The sequence below is a fragment of the Nocardia sp. CA-151230 genome (genome assembly GCF_050942175.1).
In the GTDB taxonomy this organism is placed as follows: Bacteria; Actinomycetota; Actinomycetes; order Mycobacteriales; family Mycobacteriaceae; genus Nocardia.
The window spans coordinates 2,398,942-2,415,344 of sequence record NZ_CP192061.1 but is presented as its reverse complement, the minus strand read 5'-3'; the positions used below and the strand labels follow the sequence as shown (position 1 = coordinate 2,415,344).

Here is a 16,403-nt window from a genome sequence, read left to right as displayed (position 1 = left end):
GTGTCTGGGGTCAGGTGAGTTTTGTTCTGGCTGAAGGGTTCATGGGTACTCCGCGTTCGACGATGTCGGAGACGAAGCGGCGGAGAAGGGGGTCGGCGGGGGTGCCGATGAGGCAGATGAGTTCGCGGGACACGATGGGGTGCAGGTGTTTCAGGGTGGCCGCTCGGCCGGGGCCGAGGGCGGTGGCGGGGACCAGTGCGATCCCGAGTCCGGCCGCAGCGAGTTGCGCTGCGGTGGTTGCCTGCCGGGTGCGCATGACGGGGCTGAGCGTGACGCCGTGAACGGCGGCTTGGGCGTCGAGCCAGCCGGCAAGGCCGTTATCGGGGTGGTAGTGCACCAGTGGTTGATCGTGTAGGTCCTCGAAGCTCAGCCGATCACGTTGGGACAAGGGGTGATCGGCGGGGAGGACGGCCACGATCTCCTCGGTGCCGATGAGTTCGGACGCGCCGGTCCAGCGAGTCGGTCGGGGACCGAGGGCCAGGTCGGCCGTTCCGGATTCGATGTGGTGGACGAGGTCGTCGGCGCTCGTGGCTTCGGTGAGCACCATTCGTACCGAGGGGTTGCGGCGGAACCAGGTACGAAGCACCGGAGCCAGCAGACTCGCGGTCAGGCTTTCCGCGCATGCCAGCCGCAACTGGCCGCCTTCGCCTCTGGCCGCGGCTCTGCCGCCATCGACGACACGCGCAGCCGCCGTCAACGCCGCACGGGCGTCGGCCTCGACGGCGCGGCCGATGGCGGTGGCACGCACCCCGCGCGGCAGTCGTTCGAGGACCGGTGCGCCGATCTCGCGTTCGAGCGCCGCGAGTTGATGCGACAGTGCCGGTTGAGACATGTGCAGCACCGCGGCGGCGTCGGTGATCGACCCGGCGTCCAGGACGGCGATCAGGCATTCCAGGGCCCGCAGGGTTGGCATTCGAAGATCTTATGGCATTGATCGAAAACATTCAGTTCGCGAAGGGATTATTCGTTTCCGACGGGATGCTGAATCGGGCATGACAACACTGCAGGACAAAACGATGGTCATCATCGGCGCCGGATCGGGCATCGGCCGCCGTATCGCAGACGACGCCACAGCCCTGGGCGCGCAAGTGATTTCAGTAGGAAGGCCCGAGGTCGACCTGGCCGATGAGGGAACTGTGCACGCCTTGGCCGAGCGCGTCGGCGAGTTGGACTACCTGGTGTCGCTGGCCGCCGACCACGCCAACGGCGCGGTCACCGAACTGGAGCACGACGCCGTGCACCGGGCCTTCGACGCCAAGGTGATCGGACCGATCCTGCTCGGCAAACACTTCGCTCCTCGATTCCGCACAGGTGGTGCGATCCTGCTGTTCTCCGGCGTCGCGGCCTGGCGGCCGACACCGGGTCGGGCGGTGATGGCCACCACCAACGCCGCTGCCGCCGCTCTGGCCGAGGCCCTGGCGGTCGAGCTGGCCCCGGTGCGCGTCAACGCGATCTCACCCGGCATCGTCGACTCGGGTGTATGGGATGGTCCCGGCAAGGAGGCGTTCTTCCAGACCGTCGCCGATCGCAATCCGGCACGCCGGGTCGGGACGGCGGCCGACATCTCCTCCGCGGCACTGCTGGCACTGACCAACCCGTTCCTCACCGGCGCCACCCTGCATGTCGACGGCGGCGGGAGACTGGCGTGAAGATCGCTCTTTTCGTTTGTGCCACACTGATTCTCGCTGCCTGCTCGACGCAGGCACCGCGCCCGGTCGGCCCCGTCGACCGTTCCGGCGACCTGGTCGTACCGCGGGCGGTGCACATCGATGACGGGCTCGGCGCCGATCAGGCCGCACAGGAAGTCCATGTGGCGCAGCTGCTGTACACGTTCTGGAATACCGGGAACGTTCTGCACCGCACCAGGTTCCGGCCGGTGGCGCCGGGATCGGTCACCGCGGTGACCGACGCGGTGTAACCGGTGCGTCAGGCGTCGGTACCGACTCCGTGGCACCGGCCCGACCGCCCGTCTCAGACCCCAGGATCGGTTGCGTGAGGTCATCGAGTGCATCGCGCACCCCGCGGGCGAACACCTCCACGTCCGGGCAGCTGTCCTGGTCAGCGGCGGCAGTGAAGTTGAGCTGGCCGGCATACGACAGGGCGGCGACGACAAGTGTCAGGTTGCCCATGGGCGGCAGCACGGGGAACACCTCCAGCAGCGGCGCGCCGGCGAGATACAGCTGCATCGGCGGACCCGGGACGTTGCTCACGACCAGGTTCACCGACCGCTGCCGCGGAAACAGCCGGTACCAGATGCGCTGGCCGGCAACGAATCTGAAGATCCCGCTGCCCGCCTCGGGGCGAGGCTTGTCCTTCCGTGCGCTTGTCTCTGCGGCGATCAAGGTGAGCCGGCACAACGAGTCCGGCTCACCGACCGGCAGCGGCACCATCATCCATCCGGGCGTGTTGCCTTGCGCTTCCCCGGGCCGCGCTTCGTGGTGGGAGATGGTCACCATCGCGCGCTGGACGAGCCCCTGGACATCCTCGCCGCGGCTTGCCAGCAGCCGGCGCAGGCCACCGGCAACCGCGGTCAGCACCACGTCGTTGACCGTGGCGTGATGGACATGGGCGACGAGTTTGATGGCGTCGAGGCGGCCACGGACAATGGCCAGTCGGCGCTCGGAGCCTACGGGGTGGTTGAGGCTGGTTCGTGGGGCAGGCTTTTCGGTGAGCACCTCCCGCCAGGCCGGTAACGCACGGCGCGCAAGGCGCAGTGTTCTGCTCGGATGGACAAGGCCCGACCACCCGAGCCCTACTTCGTGTCGGCGGCGTCGCAGGTTGTCGCGGAGCAGTTCACCGGTGGACGGGGTGGGTGTCGGCGTCCACGGCGGTGCACCCTCGACGGGCGCGTCGGCGGTCCGGTCGAGCAGCGCCCCGAAGGCGGCCATCGCGGCCGGGCCATCGGCGAGGACGTGATGCAGCCTCAAGAACGCGCCGACCCGTTGGTCCGGCAGGCCGGGCAGCAGCCACAGCTCCCACAGCGGCCGGGCGGGATCGAACGGTCGCCGGGCCAGTTGCCGGCATGTCTGCAGCAACTGGTCCTGGTCGCCGGGCGCGGCAAGCGCCAGGACGTGGATGTGCTCAGCGAGGTCGAAGGAGGGCGCGTCGATCCACAGCGGCCAGCCCAGCCCGAGCCGAGGCCGGCACAGCAGCTGCCTGAAGCGAGGCACCAGGTGCATTCTCGGCTCGAGGTGTCGCCGGACCGCGTCGAGTCGGACGCCGCCGTCCTCGTCGAGCAGGCTCGTGCCGTCGAGGATGGCAAGCCCGCCGATGTCGGTGGACCAGCCGTAGTCGTCCCAGAGCAGCAGGAACAGGTCCGATGCGGTCACCCGTTCCAGCAGACGAGTCTCGGCCATGACCTCACGTCCATTCCTCGTGGCCTAGACAGCCGCCGCGGTTCCGAGGCCTTGGAGGAACGAGTAAACAGCGATTCCTCCGGCGTGCTTGTGTGCGAGTTCCCTGAGCTCCTGGGAGACCTCGCCGAAGGCGGTCATGCGGTGGTCGTATGCGTACTTCTCGAAGAGGATCGCCCGCGCGTGCATGACGTGAGTGTTGTGCTCGATCAGCCCTTGTCCGCTCGGGTACGCCTCGTGGACCTCGCACTCCGTTCCGTCCTCGCTGATGAACCAGTCGTAGCGAAGGGTCTGCGTGTCCTTCTCACTGGTCAGCCGCATGATCTCGGCCGCTTGAGCCTTGAACCCTTCCAGTTGACCTGGACGGATCTTCAGATGTGCATGCAGTTCCAGATGTCCCATAACTCCTCCCGTCATCGACATCGGGTGCGATCGTTCCGACCGAGGGTGTGGGACCGTTGCCGTTCGTTCGAATCCCTACAGGAACGAAGAGACGGCCGACGTCTCGCCCATCCGCTCTTCGAGCTCGAGGAGATTCTCCAAGACCCCGCCGTCGAGAGGGCGCCTGGTGGTCACACGCAGTGGTCACACGGTTTTCGGGATGTGACTCCGGTAGATCACACGCATGACCTTGTGGCCGAGGTCGGCTGTCGGTTCGAACATCAGCGGGCATCCTCCGTCGATCACAGTGATGCCGTGTCCACGCCCATAGGCCGTGGCCGTGTCGCTGACGCTGCCCGCGCCGTAGGACCGGTGCATCCATACGTGTTTGATCCCGAGTTCGGCGCACTCGCGCATCGCGCTGTCGGCCTTGCCGGGCGCGGTAGCGATGACGACGGCGTCGACCCCTCCGGGGATGCTCTTCAAGTCGTGATAGCTGCGCGCACCCTCGACCTCGTCGGCATTGGGATTGACGGCGAACACCTCATACCCGCGGTCGCGCAGACGCTTGTACACGACGTTGGATCCGTGCTCCTTGGGTTTCCGCGATACACCCGTCACCGCGATTCGCTTGTTCGCAAGGAACGCAGAAGCCGCTTCCTTCATCGTCGGCATCATCCACCTCCAGTCACCGCCCGCATTACCTACGCCGGCGCAGTGATGCCGGTCTCGGGAGTCTCTCGTTCGACTTCGATCGAGTAGTCCGCGGCGAGCGCGGCGAGCGCTCCGATCGCGGCCACCGAGGGCGCGAGGAGGAAGCCGACCACACCAACCGTCACGGGTACCTCCATCACAGTCTTGCCGTCGGAGTCCTTGATGATGATCCGACGAACGTTGCCCTCGTGGACCAATTCCTTGACCCTCTCCACGAGGTGGCCGCCCTTGACGTCGATCTGCTCTGTCGATGTCGTCGGTTGCTGCGTCATTTCGTTCACCGCCTCCACTGCGCTGTCCGGCAGACCGCGTCCTCTCCGTTCCCGCGGCTCAGCCTCGATGTCCGGCTCATGGCCGGACCCCCCTTCTTCACATCGTCGTCTTCGGGACCACCTCGTGGCAGGGCCGAAGGTCCACCCCTCACCGGGCCGAACCGCCTGACTGCCGGGGTCCGATTCGAGACCCGTTGATCGGTACTGCGCCGAGCATCAACCTCTGGCGCCTCGCGCCGGCCGGTTCGGTCAGCGCGGGATGCGGCTATGAGCGGACGCTCGATCGGTCTGTTGTGCCACCGACGGCGAACGAGCACCGGCTGATCTTGGTGAATGCCCGTTCGCGGGTCGGGAAGCTGACCGGCTTGTTCGTTCAGCGCGGTGATTCGCGGGTTGCGGGGCCCTCGATCAACCCGTACTCGGCCGCAGCCGAGGTGGTGAGTATCCGTTGCTGTTGGAGGTCGTGACGGATCTGGGCTGTGGCGCGACCGGTGAGTTCCGCAAGTCGAGCAAGCAATGTGTCATACATGGCTCGCGCGTGTTCGAGTCGCGGTTCGACACGACTGAGCTCGCCATCCAGACGCACCGACGGCTCCCGCAACACGAATTGGGCACTTTTGTAGCCGTAGCGGTGGTCGCACGCTGCGAGAATTCCCAGCGCTGCACCACCGAGCGTGCCGCTCACGTAGGCGCTCACCGGTGCTCGAAGGATGTCCAGCACATCGGTGACAGTGCCGGCATCGGGCAGATCCGCTTCCAGCCCGTACATTTCGAGCCGGATCGGTCGGGCGCTTTCGGCGTCCAGCGTCAGCAAACGTGCGCACAGCTCGGTAGCAGCCGCAGCGTGCATCTTCCCGTGCACGATAACCGTCCGCTGCATGAGCGACGCTTCCGGCGGCCCGCTCGGGTGGTGATCGATCCATATCTGCGTCGGCGGCGGTGGGGCCGGAACAGACTGCGGTGCTTCAGGTTTCGCCGGATAGTAGTTCGGAAACTCCCGCGGCCATGGCTGCCACTGGGAAGTGGATGTGCTCGTCTCGATTCTCAAGGCTGTTCTCCGATCCGATTCGACTCGGTCGTCGTATACGTCACTTGCATGGTGATGCGGCTGCCGACCGCAGCGGCGTATCGCTGCAGCGTCGAGGTCCGCACATCGACGTTCTCGGTCTCCAACCGCGCCACCGCTGACTGCGACGTGCCCATACGGGCTGCAACTTCGGTCTGCGACAACCCCGCTGCCCGCCGGCGCTCCGCCAGTTCGGCAATCAGCCGCGCGCGATCCTCCGACATCTTCCGTAACGCCATCTCCCGGAATCCGGGCAGCACCGGGAGAGATTCCTCGCCCGGCGACTGGGTCACCTCCTCTTCGCTCATACTTAAAACGATATCTCATTTCAGGTATAACGGCAGGTCTGAAGAAGCGACACTCACCGGGAGGATCTGAAAGCCGCCGATCACCTGTGACCGCGTCTTCCAAAGACGCTCATCGGCATGTGTGCGGGTGTTGGCCAACCCCGGATCGGCACGGCCAGTTGACCTTCGCTCACCCGCGCCGGCCGGTTCGGTCAGCGCGGGATGGGGCAAGAGCGGACGTTTCGGTTATCGATCGGATCGGTCTGCCGCGTTCCACCCGCTCAGGATGCCTGTCAGCCGGGCGGTTACAGGGCGAGCATGGCGGCAGCGACCTGGTCGGCCGCGGCGTGGCCCAGGGCGGTACCCGTGTCGTCGAGGACGAGCAGTCGCGCCCCAGGGATTTCGGCGGCGAGGACCTCGCCGTTGCCCACCGGGAAGAACGGGTTGGCGCGACCGTGTACCACGAGCGTGGGCACGTCGAGCTCATCGAGCCGGCCCCTCCAGCGCGGGGCGCAGTCGATCCGGGAGAACACCATCCCGAGCTGGTTCGCCTGGTGCACCGCGGGATCGGCCGACGGCGTCCGGTCCCAGATTCGGGCCGCCGTCGCCCAGGCCTCCTTCGGATCGTTGCCCATCGGCTCGGCCCCCGAGGCGGCGAACGCCGCGACAGCGTCCCGGTCGGTCCAGTCCGGCAGCGGGCGGGAGAACAGCGCGCCCATGACCGCGAGGTCGTGGTCCGGCAGGTCCTCGTCGACCGGGCCCGGCGCCACCGGCCGAGTGCCGACGAGGGTCAGTGCGGAGAACACGTCCGGGTGGTCCAGCGCGGCGACCTGAGCGACCATCCCACCGACGCCGACTCCACCGAGATGGGCGGTCCCGGCACCGAGCACCTCGACCAGCGCGGCCGCGTCCGCGACGAGATCCCGCAGGTCGTAGGCCGGATTCTCCGGGTCGAGGGTCGTCGACGCGCCGGAGTCGCGCAGGTCGTAGCGGACCACGCGCCGCCCGCCCGACGCCAGCCGCTCGCACAGCGCGTCGGGCCAGGACAACATCGTTGTGCCGCCGACCAGCAGCACCAGCGGATCGTCCTCGCGGCCGAAGCTCTCGATGCCGAGATCCACACCGTTCGCCCGCACCGAGGTCATGCCCCATCGAAACCGTCTCGTCATGCCTGGACTCCTGTCTGTCGGTATACCCAGAGGTATCGACGACAGATTCACCCGAAAGTCATCGGCGCAGCCGAGATCATGCCCACACTCCCGCAATCGCCTCGAACCCGGCATGAGCGTGCACTGAATCTGCCCGAGTTCACCACTGGCCGTCTGTCTTCAATCCTGGTCGCGTGGCTGCCTTGATCGGCGCGCGCTGCGGCAGGTCAGTGGCGGCTATGCACCGGCCGGTACGGATACCGACGTCGATCCGGTCTGAACACGCACCACCACTGACGAATTCGCGAAATTCGGGCGATATACAGCCAATAGTGCGCGATTACACCGGTTGTTCCGAACTCGGCATGATGGGCGAGCGGCCGGCTACGGGTGGGCACGGCCAGTTGATCTTTCGCCGCCCCGCGCCGACCGATTCGGTCAGCGCGGGAAGCGGTAGTTCCGGATGTTGACCGCGCCGCGCTGTCGGGTCGCGATCATGACCGATGGCCGACCGTTTGGTCGATCGCGCTGGGGTACACCGACCTCGTTCTCATGCGATGTTCCGTCTTCGGCGGTAACGAAGCCCTTTCCTCCGGCCCCTTTCATGGCGCGACCCTGAAGTGTCGCACTGTCACCGTCGGATAAATGTTGATGAATAGCAACGAATTACTACGGATAAATGTCCTGCAATCGGCGTGAGTGGACACGGGAATGATCGGTTCTGCTGCGCCTCCGACCACAGGATCATTACCGTGGGAGAGGTCCCTAGCTCCCCTATCTGGAGGTGCCACATGACTACTGCCCGCGACATCATGCACCCGGGCGCACATTGGCTGACCAGCACGGATACTGTCCAGCGCGCTGCGCAGCTGATGCGCCAACTCGGCGTCGGAGCTTTGCCGATCGGCGACAAGGACGAGCGGATGATCGGCATCATTACAGATCGCGACATCGTCGTGAAATGTACTGCCGACAATCGTGATCCAGCGAAGACTCGCTGCGCTGACCTGTGTGAGGGCACGCCACGGTGGATCGATGCCGATGCTGACGTGGCGGACGTACTGCACGAGATGGTGAGCCATCGGATCCGGCGGCTCCCCGTGATCGAGAACAAGAGGATGGTCGGCATGATCAGCGAGGCGGATCTGGCCAGGCATCTGCCTGACAATCAACTCGCCGAATTTGCCGGACACATTTACTCACCGTCCCCGGCGCAGCGCTGAAGAATGCCAACAATTCGGTAGAAGAGATCTTTGCGTCTGACTGACCCATCACCGGAGGGCCGGTCAGAAACGCTCAATTCGGCGTGGCCTCAACGGGTCAGCGCACCACGCAGACCCGTTGAGGCCACAAACATTTCGTGCGCCGCGGAATGGCCGCGCCATACCGCTTTCGGCATGAGCGCGCACTGCCGGTGGTCGTACGACGCTCTGCCCGTTGATCTTCCGCCCGGTCGGCTCGGCATTGCCTCAGTGGCATTCAGGCCGGTTCGCCGACCCAGGTCGTCAGGGCCTCGGTCAGGTGGGCCGTGCTCGACTCATCGGTCGCCCACGCGACATAGCCGTCGGGGCGAATGAGGACGGCGGCCGGGGCCGGGACGGTTCCGACTGCGGGGACGGCCCACTGCTCGGCGTGGGTTTCGGCAGTGACTATCTCGAGTCGGTTCTGCCACCGCTCCACGTCGGGGACGGCATTCCCGTTGAGCACCAACAGGACCGGGCGAGCCTGCTGTAGCAACCGGTGGAGCCTGGTGTCGCCGTCCGCGGTGGTGAGGTCGGCGTCGGGTACGCGGCGTCCGGCCAGCGGGTGGTCGCCCTTGGTGTCGTAGCGGATGTCCAATCCGGTGATCATGAGGCCGAGGCGCGTGCGGACCACGTCCATGTCGATCAGATCGCTCAAGATGTCGCGCAGTGCGTCGGTGTGCGCACCCGGGCGCATGAGGGCGGTCTGGGCGCGGGTGTTGTGCAGGACGCGGGCCGCGATGGGGTGGCGCTCGGTCTCGTAGGTGTCGAGCAGTTCGTCGGATGCGTTGCCGCGCAACACCGCTGCCAGCTTCCACCCGAGGTTGACCGCGTCCTGGATGCCGAGGTTCTGGCCCTGACCTCCGGCCGGGTAGTGGATGTGGGCGGCGTCCCCGGCGAGGAATACCCGCCCGGCGCGGTACTGCTCGGCCTGGCGGGCGGCATCGCCGTAGTGCGTCACCCAGCGCGGGCTGTGCATGCCGAAATCTGTGCCCGCGAGCTCCATGAAGTGCTCGCGGAAGGCTTCGAAGGTCAACTCGTCGCCGCGTTCCAGGACCATGTCGTGCCGCTGGACGACCAACCGATACCAGCCGGGCTGCAACTGCACCGCCGAGAAATCGCCCGAGGCGCTGCGGTGGGCGAAGAAGGGCTGCGCCGGCGGGTCCGCCAGCTCGACATCCGCGATCATTCCGGTCACGGTCGCATCCGTCCCGGTGAAGGCGATGCCCGCCAGCTTGCGTACCGCGCTGCGGCCACCGTCGCAACCGACGAGGTAGGCCGCGTGAATCCGGCGGGGGTTGGCTCCGCCGGTCTCGACCTCGACGCCCGCGCCGTCCTGGCGGAATCCGGTGATCGGCGAACCCCACTGTGTGGCCGCACCCAATTCCGTAGCGTGCGTGTCGAGTTCGCGTTCGATAATGGACTGGAGGATGGCGAGCATGTAGGGGCGGCGGGTGTGGAAGTCGCTGAAGCTCAGCGACAGTCCCCCGAAGTGCCCGGCCTGCATGATGCGGCCCTGCGGCAGCAGCCGATCGAGCAGTCCGCGCTGATCGAGGATCTCCATGCTGCGGGCGTGGATACCACCGGCCCGTGATTCGCCGGTACGCGCCGGAAGTCCGTCGACCAGAACGACATCGACACCCGCGAGCCTCAGTTCGGCGGCCAGCATGAGCCCGGTCGGCCCGGATCCGGCGATGACTACCTCGGTGGTTTCCATGAGGCTCTCCTTAACAACGTTAAATCGTTTAACGATGTTAAGGAGAACAGAACGTTGTTAAGCTGTCAAGGGAATCGGACGAAAGAGGTGGTCAATGAAGAAGCTCGACGCCGACGTGATCGCCGAGGCTGCACTCGGATTGCTCGACGAGCTGGGTCTCGACGGCCTGACCATGCGCAAGGTGGCCGCGGCGCTGGATGTGCAAGCGCCCGCGCTGTACTGGCATGTCAAGAACAAGCGCGAATTGCTCGATGTCATGGCGCGTTCCGTATTCGCCTCCGCCGTCACCGATGTCGAAGCGCCACGGCAGGGCGAGAGCTGGCAGGACTGGGTGGCCGCGGTGGCCGGGCGGCTGCGGCGGTCGATGCTGCGCTACCGCGACGGGGCGAAGGTCCTCGCGGGCACCTATGTGAGCGACGAATCCATGTGGCGCACGGTCGAATTGACGCTGCGCACCTTGGAAGATGCCGGCTTCGCGCTACCCGAAGCCGGCCGGGTCTTCCCGATCCTGCTGCACTACACCGTCGGTTTCGTCATCGAGGAACAGTCGCGCACCGGCGCGGAGTACGTCGACGGTAATCCCTACGAGCTCGAACATATCGGCCTGGAGATCGACTCCGACCGCTATCCGCGCACCGCTCGCATGGTGGCCGATACCTTCACCGCGGATCCGGACGCGGAGTTCGACCACGGGGTGCGCGTCATTCTCGCCGGAATCCTCGCCACCGCACGAGTCGGCTGATTCGATCAGCCTCGAGGGATATCGGCCGGTGACCGTCGTGGGTCACTCCGGCCGGGAAACGAAGACTCGTTCCAGCAGGGCGTACAGGTGGTCCCGGTCCTCGGCGCCGAGTCTGTTCAGGCCATCTCGAGTGGTGTGCATCTTCGCCCGGATGGCGTCGGTGACCCGCTCACCCTCGGCCGTGATGACCAGGTTAGTGACGCGCCGGTCGGATGCGCTGGCCTCGCGGCGTACGAGGCCGCGCTTCTCCAGCCGGTCGATAATCCCGGTCACGTTGGAGGCGTCGCAGGCCATGGTCTCGGCCAGGCCGCGCATCGCACTGGGGCCTCGGCGCAGCACGGTCAGTGCCTTGCCCTGACTCGCCGTGAGGTTCTCACTCGCCGCCGCGAGTGTGAAGTCCCCGTAGTAGGCGCCGAGCGAGAACGAGAGCAGCTCCATGAGCTGAGCGGTGTCGACGTGGGGAGCTTCTGCCATATGAACCAGCCTATCCACAGAAACTTGACTACCTCAAATATTCACCACTAGCGTTTGCCACATTGCTTGAAGTTCTCAACCATCTAGGTTGGCAAGTAACTATGAGGAGTGTCCAGTGACCGTCACCGCGTCCGATACCGCCCGCACGGCTCAGGTTCTGTCAAGGCCCGTCACGCTGAACGGACTGACCGTTCCGAACCGCATCGTGATGGCGCCGATGACGCGCATGTTCTCCCCCGGCGGCGTTCCCGGTGAGGACGTGCGCGCCTACTACGCCCGCCGCGCTGCCGCCGGCGTAGGGCTCATCGTCACCGAGGGGACCTACGTCGGCCACGATTCGGCCGGGCAGAGTGATCGGGTGCCGCGATTCCACGGTGAGGAGCAGTTGGCGGGATGGGCGAAGGTGGCTGAGGACGTGCACGCCGCAGGCGGCACGATCGTGCCGCAGCTGTGGCACATCGGCATGGTCCGCAACCATGGCGACGAACCCTACGCCGATGCGCCTGCCGTCGGCCCGTCCGGTATTCGCGTCGACGGCACCGAGGGCACCGGCAAGGCGATGACCCAGCGTGACCTGGATGACGTCATCGGTGCCTTCGCGGATGCCGCCGCGGCCGCCGAGCGCATCGGCTTCGACGGCGTCGAGGTGCACGGCGCCCACGGCTATCTCCTCGACCAGTTCCTGTGGGAACGGACGAACCGCCGAACCGATGCCTATGGTGGCGATTCCGTGGCCCGGACGAAGTTCGCGGCCGAGATCGTGGCGGCGATCCGGGCGGTCGTCTCACCCGGGTTCCCGGTGATCTTCCGCTACTCCCAGTGGAAGCAGGAGGCCTACGACGCGCGGCTCGTCGAGACCCCGCAGGAGCTGGAAGCGATCCTGGCCCCGCTCGCCGCGGCCGGCGTCGATGCCTTCCATGCCTCCACCCGCCGCTATTGGCTCCCGGAATTCGAGGGCTCGGACCTGAACCTGGCCGGCTGGACCAAGAAGCTCACCGGCAAGCCCACCATCACCGTCGGCTCGGTCGGCCTCGACGGCGACTTCCTGCGTGCGTTCACCGGCGAGGGCGCCGAACTCGGCAGCCTCGACAACCTCCTCGATCGGCTGGAGCGTGACGAATTCGATCTGGTCGCCGTCGGCCGAGCCTTGCTCCAGGACCCGGAGTGGGCGTCCAAGGTCCTGGCGGGGCGGATCGACGAGCTGAAGCCGTACGACGCGGCGGCACTGAGGACACTGAGCTAGCCGTCACCGGTCGCGACGCGTCACGACGGTTAGGCAGAGGGGCTGGCGATCAAGCACCACAGGGCGAGAAGGGGATCGGCGTTGCACAGGCCGCCGGCGACGGGTTCGGTCGATGTCGGCGTGGGCGATTCGAGCGGGAGGGGGTTGGCTGTGGCGGTGCCGGCGGCGGACAGGGTTGCGGCGCCGATCAGGAGGGCGGCGGAGATTCCGCGGCGTGCGAGCATGTGAAACTCCTCAAAGCATGGGGTGGGGACGAGACGAGGTCGGGGTGGTGGCGGATCAGGCTGCTACGCAGGCGGATCCGAGGTTGATGCCGGTGCCGACATCGACCGGCTGCCGGATTTGAGCTGTCGCGTTCGGCTGGACGGCGTAGATGTAGGTGATCTTCGTCGACGACGGGGTCCAGGTCGCCTTCGCTACGCCGTTGGAAGGCTTCGCCTCGGCGAATCCGCTGGGGCCCTGGCCCTCCTCGAAGAAGTAGACGGTCTGGCTGTTGTCATCCACCGCGACGGTGACGGTGTACGAACAGGTCGTTCCGTACGTGTGGGTGCCGAGGGTGAAGGCGGGTGCGATCGCGATGCTGGTGACGGTCGCCGAGGCCGACGGCGCGGTCAGTGCGGTCACGCTCGCGGCGACGCCGAGTGCGGCAGCACCCGCGACGATACGTTTTGCCTTGGGCGAGTTCAGAATTCGCGTCATAGCGTATCGATCTCCTGTCAGGGTCGAAATCGGTTCGGCCGGGCGGGGTGCCGTCAGCCGCGGGTGGTAGCCGCAGTGCCCTTGCCGGCGATCACGCCGTTCGTGGCATTGATGACGTAATGGCGGTGGGTCCGCCGGCCCCGGCCGGCGTCGCGATCGCAACTGCCGCCAGGACACCGGCTCGCGCCGAGAACTGTTGAACCTTGCGCCTTTTCGGACTCACATCCATTCGTCGGATGATCCTCGGATACCGTTAGCAGCAGTGGCGGCCCCCAAAACTGGGGGCAGCGTTCGCGCAGCCCTATCGGAGCCATCCGAGTTCGTGGGCGAGGTCTTTGGCGGCGGACCGGATGCGGCGGTGTAGCGGTGACTGCTCGCGTGGCAGCACCAGATAGATCGTCAGGGCGGGTGTGCCGCGCAGAGGTCGCCGGGTGAGGCCGGCCACCGGGGTCGACAGGGCCGCCGCACCGGCGAGAGACACCGTGGCTCGGTCACGCAGGTCTCGTTGGACGATGTCGAAAGAGAGTGCCGGCGTGTGGAATCGAGGTTCTCGGCCGGCGGCGCGTAGCAGCGCCGTCAGTTGGTCATGGACGGCCGGGTTGGCGTCGCGATCGTGCATTCGGACGGGATATGTTGCGGCCGCGTCGATCTCGATCTCCGCCTCGGCGGCGAGCGGATGGTCTGTGGCCAGTTGGACCCCGATCCGCTCACGCCGCAAGGGAAACCGGCGCACGCCATGCCTTGGCTGTTCACCGCGAGTGATCCCAGCGGCGGCCGCTGAGCGCCGGCTGCGCGATACCGATCCGCTCGGCCGCTCGCGTGAAATTCAATTCCTGCGCGAGTACCGGAAAGTACCGCAGGCTCACCGTGTCCGGAGCCATGCGTCCCCCTGCCGATCGATAACGATCCGTTCCGAGTCTATCCCGAATCGATCTTTCCCTCGACCGTGCGCGCGGCCCTAACCTGCACATATGACAATCCAGCTGACCGCGGTGCTGGACATCGCCCCCGCGCACACCGTCGCTTTCGAGTCCACGATCACCGCCCTCGCCAAGGCCGCGACCACCGAACCCGGCGTGCTCGAATACGGCTTCTGGCGTGATCCGGCCCAGCCTGGCCGTTATCTCATCCGGGAGCGCTACGCCGACCAGGCTGCGGTCGACATCCATATGGCGCTTGCGGACGTCGTGGCATTCACCGTCCTGCTCCCGGAGTGGCTGGCCGAGGACTCGCACGCGCTCCTCGAATCCACGACCGACCTGACCCGAATCCCGTTTTCCCGCAACCAGGAAGGTGCACTGTGAACGACCGCGATTCGAAAGTCGCCGCCATCGCCGCCTTCTTCGACGCTTACGCCCGCTACGACGTGGACGGCATGCGCGCCGTACTCACCGAGGACATCGCCTGGACCATTCCGGGCCGTCACGCACTGTCCGGCACCAAACACGGCATCGACGAGGTCGTCGCGTTCTTCGATCAGCTGGCCAAGGCGGGTATGAAGGCGGAGACCTTCTTCCTCGAGGCCAACGACGAATACGTCGTGGACATCCACCGCGGCTACTCCACCGCCGGCACAGGCAAGGTGGACACCATCTGGGCGCTGGTATGGCACTTCAACATCGACGGCAGGGTCGACCGGGTGGTGAACCTCTCCGGTGACCAGCATCAAATGGACGACTACGTCTGGCAGAACTACACGCTCGCACCACTACCCGAACGGCTCGCGGTTGCAAGCCAGTCTGCTCGGGTTCACAGTTGAGCGGCTGCTGGACGCCGACGCTACCGCTCGATCACTTGGGACGTGGCCGTGGTGTCGTGGATTCCGCGGGCTTCGGCCACGCCTGGCCCACCTCCGGTCCCGCCGGTCTCGCCGTGGTCGCTGCAGCCGTCCCCGGTCTCGCTGGGGTCGGTGCAGGTGTTGTCGCCCCCACCGCTCTCCCCGCAGCTTTCGTTGTCGCAACCATGGGGCGGGACAGGCGGAGGCGGAACCGGCTCGGCGGCATTACCAGCCCACCCCCAGGGCCGATCGACCTGCACCACGCCGGGTGCTGCACTCGGCGCGGCCAGGGCCGGAACCGCCGCCGTCGCGGGTACCGCCATCACCACCCCAGCCAGCACGAACGTGGTGAACAGCTGACGTGTGGCACTTCGGTAGGTCTCGTTGGTCATCATCGTTGCCTTTCCCGGACTCGGTGAACCGACTGCTACGCCTGATCGATTTCGTCACCTCGCACGTCTTGTTCGATAAACGACTACGTCGTCGTGACCATCCGGGGTTGCGGCGCGGTCGATGGTGTCACTGTGAAAGCCGCTTCGGCGGGCAAATCCGAGTAAGCCCGGTCTGCACTTGTCCGGCGACGCCGTCCATGAGATACCCCCATGTCCGATCGCCCTCAACCGGATTTTACTCAGGTGATCAACAGCGGAAAATAGCCATCTCTGTCGATCGGCGGACCGGCCCGATGAGTAATTGGGATATAGGGATGAGCTTTTGAGCCATTCACCCGGATACCCCGGGTGGGTAGCTTCCGCATGGTGACCGAACTTCATGAGCACATGCGGAACATGTTGGATGGCAAGAACTTTGCCGTGGTTACCACCGTCGACGAGGATGGGTCACCGCATACATCGGTGGTCTGGGTGGATCGAGATGATGACGCTCTGGTCTTATCGACGACCGCGCAGCGTCGGAAAGGGCGCAACCTTGCACGTGATCCGCGGGTCAGCGTGACCGTGCTGGACTCCCGAGATCCCTACCGGACGATCGACATCGCGGGGACTGCCGAGCTGGTGGCGGATCCGGACAAACAACTTCCCGTGCGGTTGTCCCGGAAGTACGCAGGAGAGCTGCCGCCGCCCGAGCCCGCGGAAGTAGAACGATGGATCGTGCGCGTCGTTCCGCAGCGGATGACCGCGTTCGGAGCCTGATGCGTCAGGGCCGTTGGGCCACAACAGGTTTAAAAATCCGATCGGAGCCGCTGGTCGAGAGGCCGGCTTCACCCGGCAGGACCGAAGAGAAGCCCCCGGCTGGATCACGTTGTCCACCGGGGCTTTCGTTGCTCTGCT

The 16,403-nt window shown here is 66.1% G+C and carries 23 protein-coding genes; 8 read left to right on the top strand and 15 right to left on the bottom strand.

Annotated elements, in window-relative coordinates:
• Nucleotides 1–10: 10 nt before the first annotated feature.
• A complete protein-coding gene (locus tag ACQP1O_RS10915) occupies nt 11–913 on the bottom strand; it encodes a LysR family transcriptional regulator (RefSeq protein ID WP_433565696.1) in 903 nt (300 codons plus the stop codon).
• On the opposite strand from ACQP1O_RS10915, the gene ACQP1O_RS10910 reads away from it, so the two are divergent.
• The gene (locus tag ACQP1O_RS10910) at nt 831–1,649 is read left to right on the top strand and encodes an SDR family oxidoreductase (protein WP_433565695.1); all 819 of its coding nucleotides are present in this window, start codon (nt 831–833) and stop codon (nt 1,647–1,649) included. The genes ACQP1O_RS10915 and ACQP1O_RS10910 overlap by 83 nt on opposite strands.
• Nucleotides 1,646–1,918: a hypothetical protein gene (locus tag ACQP1O_RS10905; protein ID WP_433565694.1), complete on the top strand. Its 273-nt coding sequence runs from the start codon at nt 1,646–1,648 to the stop codon at nt 1,916–1,918. Before ACQP1O_RS10910 ends, ACQP1O_RS10905 begins: the two co-directional genes overlap by 4 nt.
• On the opposite strand, the gene ACQP1O_RS10900 is transcribed toward ACQP1O_RS10905, so the two are convergent.
• The 7 genes from ACQP1O_RS10900 to ACQP1O_RS10870 all read right to left on the bottom strand — a co-directional run bounded on the left by ACQP1O_RS10900 (nt 1,893) and on the right by ACQP1O_RS10870 (nt 7,218).
• Nucleotides 1,893–3,356 (bottom strand): wax ester/triacylglycerol synthase family O-acyltransferase, encoded by a 1,464-nt coding sequence (locus ACQP1O_RS10900; protein WP_433565693.1) that lies wholly within the window; start codon nt 3,354–3,356, stop codon nt 1,893–1,895. The genes ACQP1O_RS10905 and ACQP1O_RS10900 overlap by 26 nt on opposite strands.
• Before the next feature lie 24 nt (nt 3,357–3,380).
• Nucleotides 3,381–3,755 carry a hypothetical protein gene (locus tag ACQP1O_RS10895; protein ID WP_433565692.1) on the bottom strand — a complete coding sequence of 125 codons (375 nt, stop codon included), beginning with the start codon at nt 3,753–3,755 and terminating at the stop codon, nt 3,381–3,383.
• A gap of 183 nt (nt 3,756–3,938) precedes the next feature.
• On the bottom strand, nt 3,939–4,400 hold the full coding sequence (locus tag ACQP1O_RS10890) for a CoA-binding protein (protein ID WP_433565691.1): 462 nt from the start codon (nt 4,398–4,400) through the stop codon (nt 3,939–3,941).
• A gap of 38 nt (nt 4,401–4,438) precedes the next feature.
• Nucleotides 4,439–4,720 (bottom strand): DUF4342 domain-containing protein, encoded by a 282-nt coding sequence (locus ACQP1O_RS10885; protein WP_433565690.1) that lies wholly within the window; start codon nt 4,718–4,720, stop codon nt 4,439–4,441.
• Nucleotides 4,721–5,093: 373 nt separating this feature from the next.
• A complete protein-coding gene (locus ACQP1O_RS10880; protein ID WP_433565689.1) occupies nt 5,094–5,768 on the bottom strand; it encodes an ATP-dependent Clp protease proteolytic subunit in 675 nt (224 codons plus the stop codon).
• Nucleotides 5,765–6,094: a helix-turn-helix domain-containing protein gene (locus ACQP1O_RS10875; RefSeq protein WP_433565688.1), complete on the bottom strand. Its 330-nt coding sequence runs from the start codon at nt 6,092–6,094 to the stop codon at nt 5,765–5,767. Before ACQP1O_RS10875 ends, ACQP1O_RS10880 begins: the two co-directional genes overlap by 4 nt.
• Nucleotides 6,095–6,378: 284 nt before the next feature.
• Entirely contained in the window at nt 6,379–7,218 is an 840-nt protein-coding gene (locus ACQP1O_RS10870) for an alpha/beta fold hydrolase (protein WP_433567647.1), read from the bottom strand.
• 794 nt (nt 7,219–8,012) lie between these two features.
• On the opposite strand from ACQP1O_RS10870, the gene ACQP1O_RS10865 reads away from it, so the two are divergent.
• A complete protein-coding gene (locus ACQP1O_RS10865) occupies nt 8,013–8,444 on the top strand; it encodes a CBS domain-containing protein (protein ID WP_433565687.1) in 432 nt (143 codons plus the stop codon).
• A gap of 256 nt (nt 8,445–8,700) precedes the next feature.
• Here the strand turns inward: ACQP1O_RS10865 and ACQP1O_RS10860 are convergent, their stop codons facing one another.
• On the bottom strand, nt 8,701–10,179 hold the full coding sequence (locus tag ACQP1O_RS10860; RefSeq protein ID WP_433565686.1) for an FAD-dependent monooxygenase: 1,479 nt from the start codon (nt 10,177–10,179) through the stop codon (nt 8,701–8,703).
• A 94-nt stretch (nt 10,180–10,273) separates the two neighbouring features.
• On the opposite strand from ACQP1O_RS10860, the gene ACQP1O_RS10855 reads away from it, so the two are divergent.
• The gene (locus ACQP1O_RS10855) at nt 10,274–10,921 is read left to right on the top strand and encodes a TetR/AcrR family transcriptional regulator C-terminal domain-containing protein (protein WP_433565685.1); all 648 of its coding nucleotides are present in this window, start codon (nt 10,274–10,276) and stop codon (nt 10,919–10,921) included.
• Between the two features lie 42 nt (nt 10,922–10,963).
• Here ACQP1O_RS10855 and ACQP1O_RS10850 read toward each other — a convergent pair whose 3' ends face one another.
• The gene (locus tag ACQP1O_RS10850) at nt 10,964–11,395 is read right to left on the bottom strand and encodes a MarR family winged helix-turn-helix transcriptional regulator (RefSeq protein ID WP_433565684.1); all 432 of its coding nucleotides are present in this window, start codon (nt 11,393–11,395) and stop codon (nt 10,964–10,966) included.
• Between the two features lie 115 nt (nt 11,396–11,510).
• Between ACQP1O_RS10850 and ACQP1O_RS10845 the strand changes: the two genes are divergently transcribed.
• Nucleotides 11,511–12,638 carry an NADH:flavin oxidoreductase gene (locus ACQP1O_RS10845; RefSeq protein ID WP_433565683.1) on the top strand — a complete coding sequence of 376 codons (1,128 nt, stop codon included), beginning with the start codon at nt 11,511–11,513 and terminating at the stop codon, nt 12,636–12,638.
• A gap of 29 nt (nt 12,639–12,667) precedes the next feature.
• Here the strand turns inward: ACQP1O_RS10845 and ACQP1O_RS10840 are convergent, their stop codons facing one another.
• From ACQP1O_RS10840 to ACQP1O_RS10825, 4 genes are all read right to left on the bottom strand, one after another.
• A complete protein-coding gene (locus ACQP1O_RS10840; RefSeq protein WP_433565682.1) occupies nt 12,668–12,862 on the bottom strand; it encodes a hypothetical protein in 195 nt (64 codons plus the stop codon).
• Between the two features lie 55 nt (nt 12,863–12,917).
• The gene (locus ACQP1O_RS10835) at nt 12,918–13,337 is read right to left on the bottom strand and encodes a hypothetical protein (RefSeq protein WP_433565681.1); all 420 of its coding nucleotides are present in this window, start codon (nt 13,335–13,337) and stop codon (nt 12,918–12,920) included.
• A 301-nt stretch (nt 13,338–13,638) separates the two neighbouring features.
• Nucleotides 13,639–14,070: a LysR substrate-binding domain-containing protein gene (locus ACQP1O_RS10830; protein ID WP_433565680.1), complete on the bottom strand. Its 432-nt coding sequence runs from the start codon at nt 14,068–14,070 to the stop codon at nt 13,639–13,641.
• Nucleotides 14,071–14,086: 16 nt separating this feature from the next.
• On the bottom strand, nt 14,087–14,218 hold the full coding sequence (locus ACQP1O_RS10825; protein WP_433565679.1) for a LysR family transcriptional regulator: 132 nt from the start codon (nt 14,216–14,218) through the stop codon (nt 14,087–14,089).
• A gap of 90 nt (nt 14,219–14,308) precedes the next feature.
• Here ACQP1O_RS10825 and ACQP1O_RS10820 point away from each other — a divergent pair, with 90 nt between their 5' ends.
• Entirely contained in the window at nt 14,309–14,641 is a 333-nt protein-coding gene (locus tag ACQP1O_RS10820; protein ID WP_433565678.1) for a putative quinol monooxygenase, read from the top strand.
• Nucleotides 14,638–15,096 (top strand): nuclear transport factor 2 family protein, encoded by a 459-nt coding sequence (locus ACQP1O_RS10815; RefSeq protein WP_433565677.1) that lies wholly within the window; start codon nt 14,638–14,640, stop codon nt 15,094–15,096. Before ACQP1O_RS10820 ends, ACQP1O_RS10815 begins: the two co-directional genes overlap by 4 nt.
• Nucleotides 15,097–15,116: 20 nt before the next feature.
• Here the strand turns inward: ACQP1O_RS10815 and ACQP1O_RS10810 are convergent, their stop codons facing one another.
• Complete coding sequence (locus tag ACQP1O_RS10810; protein ID WP_433565676.1) at nt 15,117–15,509, bottom strand: hypothetical protein; 393 nt, start codon at nt 15,507–15,509, stop codon at nt 15,117–15,119.
• Nucleotides 15,510–15,869: 360 nt separating this feature from the next.
• Between ACQP1O_RS10810 and ACQP1O_RS10805 the strand changes: the two genes are divergently transcribed.
• Nucleotides 15,870–16,265 carry a PPOX class F420-dependent oxidoreductase gene (locus ACQP1O_RS10805; RefSeq protein ID WP_433565675.1) on the top strand — a complete coding sequence of 132 codons (396 nt, stop codon included), beginning with the start codon at nt 15,870–15,872 and terminating at the stop codon, nt 16,263–16,265.
• Nucleotides 16,266–16,403: the final 138 nt, after the last annotated feature.

Bases quoted from the DNA above. Each gene is read 5' to 3' on its own strand.
- ACQP1O_RS10895 (WP_433565692.1), bottom strand. From the start codon at position 3,755: ATGGGACATCTGGAACTGCATGCACATCTGAAGATCCGTCCAGGTCAA.
- ACQP1O_RS10910 (WP_433565695.1), top strand. From the start codon at position 831: ATGTGCAGCACCGCGGCGGCGTCGGTGATCGACCCGGCGTCCAGGACG.
- ACQP1O_RS10865 (WP_433565687.1), top strand. From the start codon at position 8,013: ATGACTACTGCCCGCGACATCATGCACCCGGGCGCACATTGGCTGACC.
- ACQP1O_RS10825 (WP_433565679.1), bottom strand. From the start codon at position 14,218: ATGGCTCCGGACACGGTGAGCCTGCGGTACTTTCCGGTACTCGCGCAG.
- ACQP1O_RS10900 (WP_433565693.1), bottom strand. From the start codon at position 3,356: ATGGCCGAGACTCGTCTGCTGGAACGGGTGACCGCATCGGACCTGTTC.
- ACQP1O_RS10840 (WP_433565682.1), bottom strand. From the start codon at position 12,862: ATGCTCGCACGCCGCGGAATCTCCGCCGCCCTCCTGATCGGCGCCGCA.
- ACQP1O_RS10890 (WP_433565691.1), bottom strand. From the start codon at position 4,400: ATGAAGGAAGCGGCTTCTGCGTTCCTTGCGAACAAGCGAATCGCGGTG.
- ACQP1O_RS10810 (WP_433565676.1), bottom strand. From the start codon at position 15,509: ATGATGACCAACGAGACCTACCGAAGTGCCACACGTCAGCTGTTCACC.
- ACQP1O_RS10805 (WP_433565675.1), top strand. From the start codon at position 15,870: ATGGTGACCGAACTTCATGAGCACATGCGGAACATGTTGGATGGCAAG.
- ACQP1O_RS10885 (WP_433565690.1), bottom strand. From the start codon at position 4,720: ATGACGCAGCAACCGACGACATCGACAGAGCAGATCGACGTCAAGGGC.
- ACQP1O_RS10870 (WP_433567647.1), bottom strand. From the start codon at position 7,218: ATGACCTCGGTGCGGGCGAACGGTGTGGATCTCGGCATCGAGAGCTTC.
- ACQP1O_RS10860 (WP_433565686.1), bottom strand. From the start codon at position 10,179: ATGGAAACCACCGAGGTAGTCATCGCCGGATCCGGGCCGACCGGGCTC.
- ACQP1O_RS10820 (WP_433565678.1), top strand. From the start codon at position 14,309: ATGACAATCCAGCTGACCGCGGTGCTGGACATCGCCCCCGCGCACACC.
- ACQP1O_RS10875 (WP_433565688.1), bottom strand. From the start codon at position 6,094: ATGAGCGAAGAGGAGGTGACCCAGTCGCCGGGCGAGGAATCTCTCCCG.
- ACQP1O_RS10915 (WP_433565696.1), bottom strand. From the start codon at position 913: ATGCCAACCCTGCGGGCCCTGGAATGCCTGATCGCCGTCCTGGACGCC.
- ACQP1O_RS10855 (WP_433565685.1), top strand. From the start codon at position 10,274: ATGAAGAAGCTCGACGCCGACGTGATCGCCGAGGCTGCACTCGGATTG.
- ACQP1O_RS10835 (WP_433565681.1), bottom strand. From the start codon at position 13,337: ATGACGCGAATTCTGAACTCGCCCAAGGCAAAACGTATCGTCGCGGGT.
- ACQP1O_RS10850 (WP_433565684.1), bottom strand. From the start codon at position 11,395: ATGGCAGAAGCTCCCCACGTCGACACCGCTCAGCTCATGGAGCTGCTC.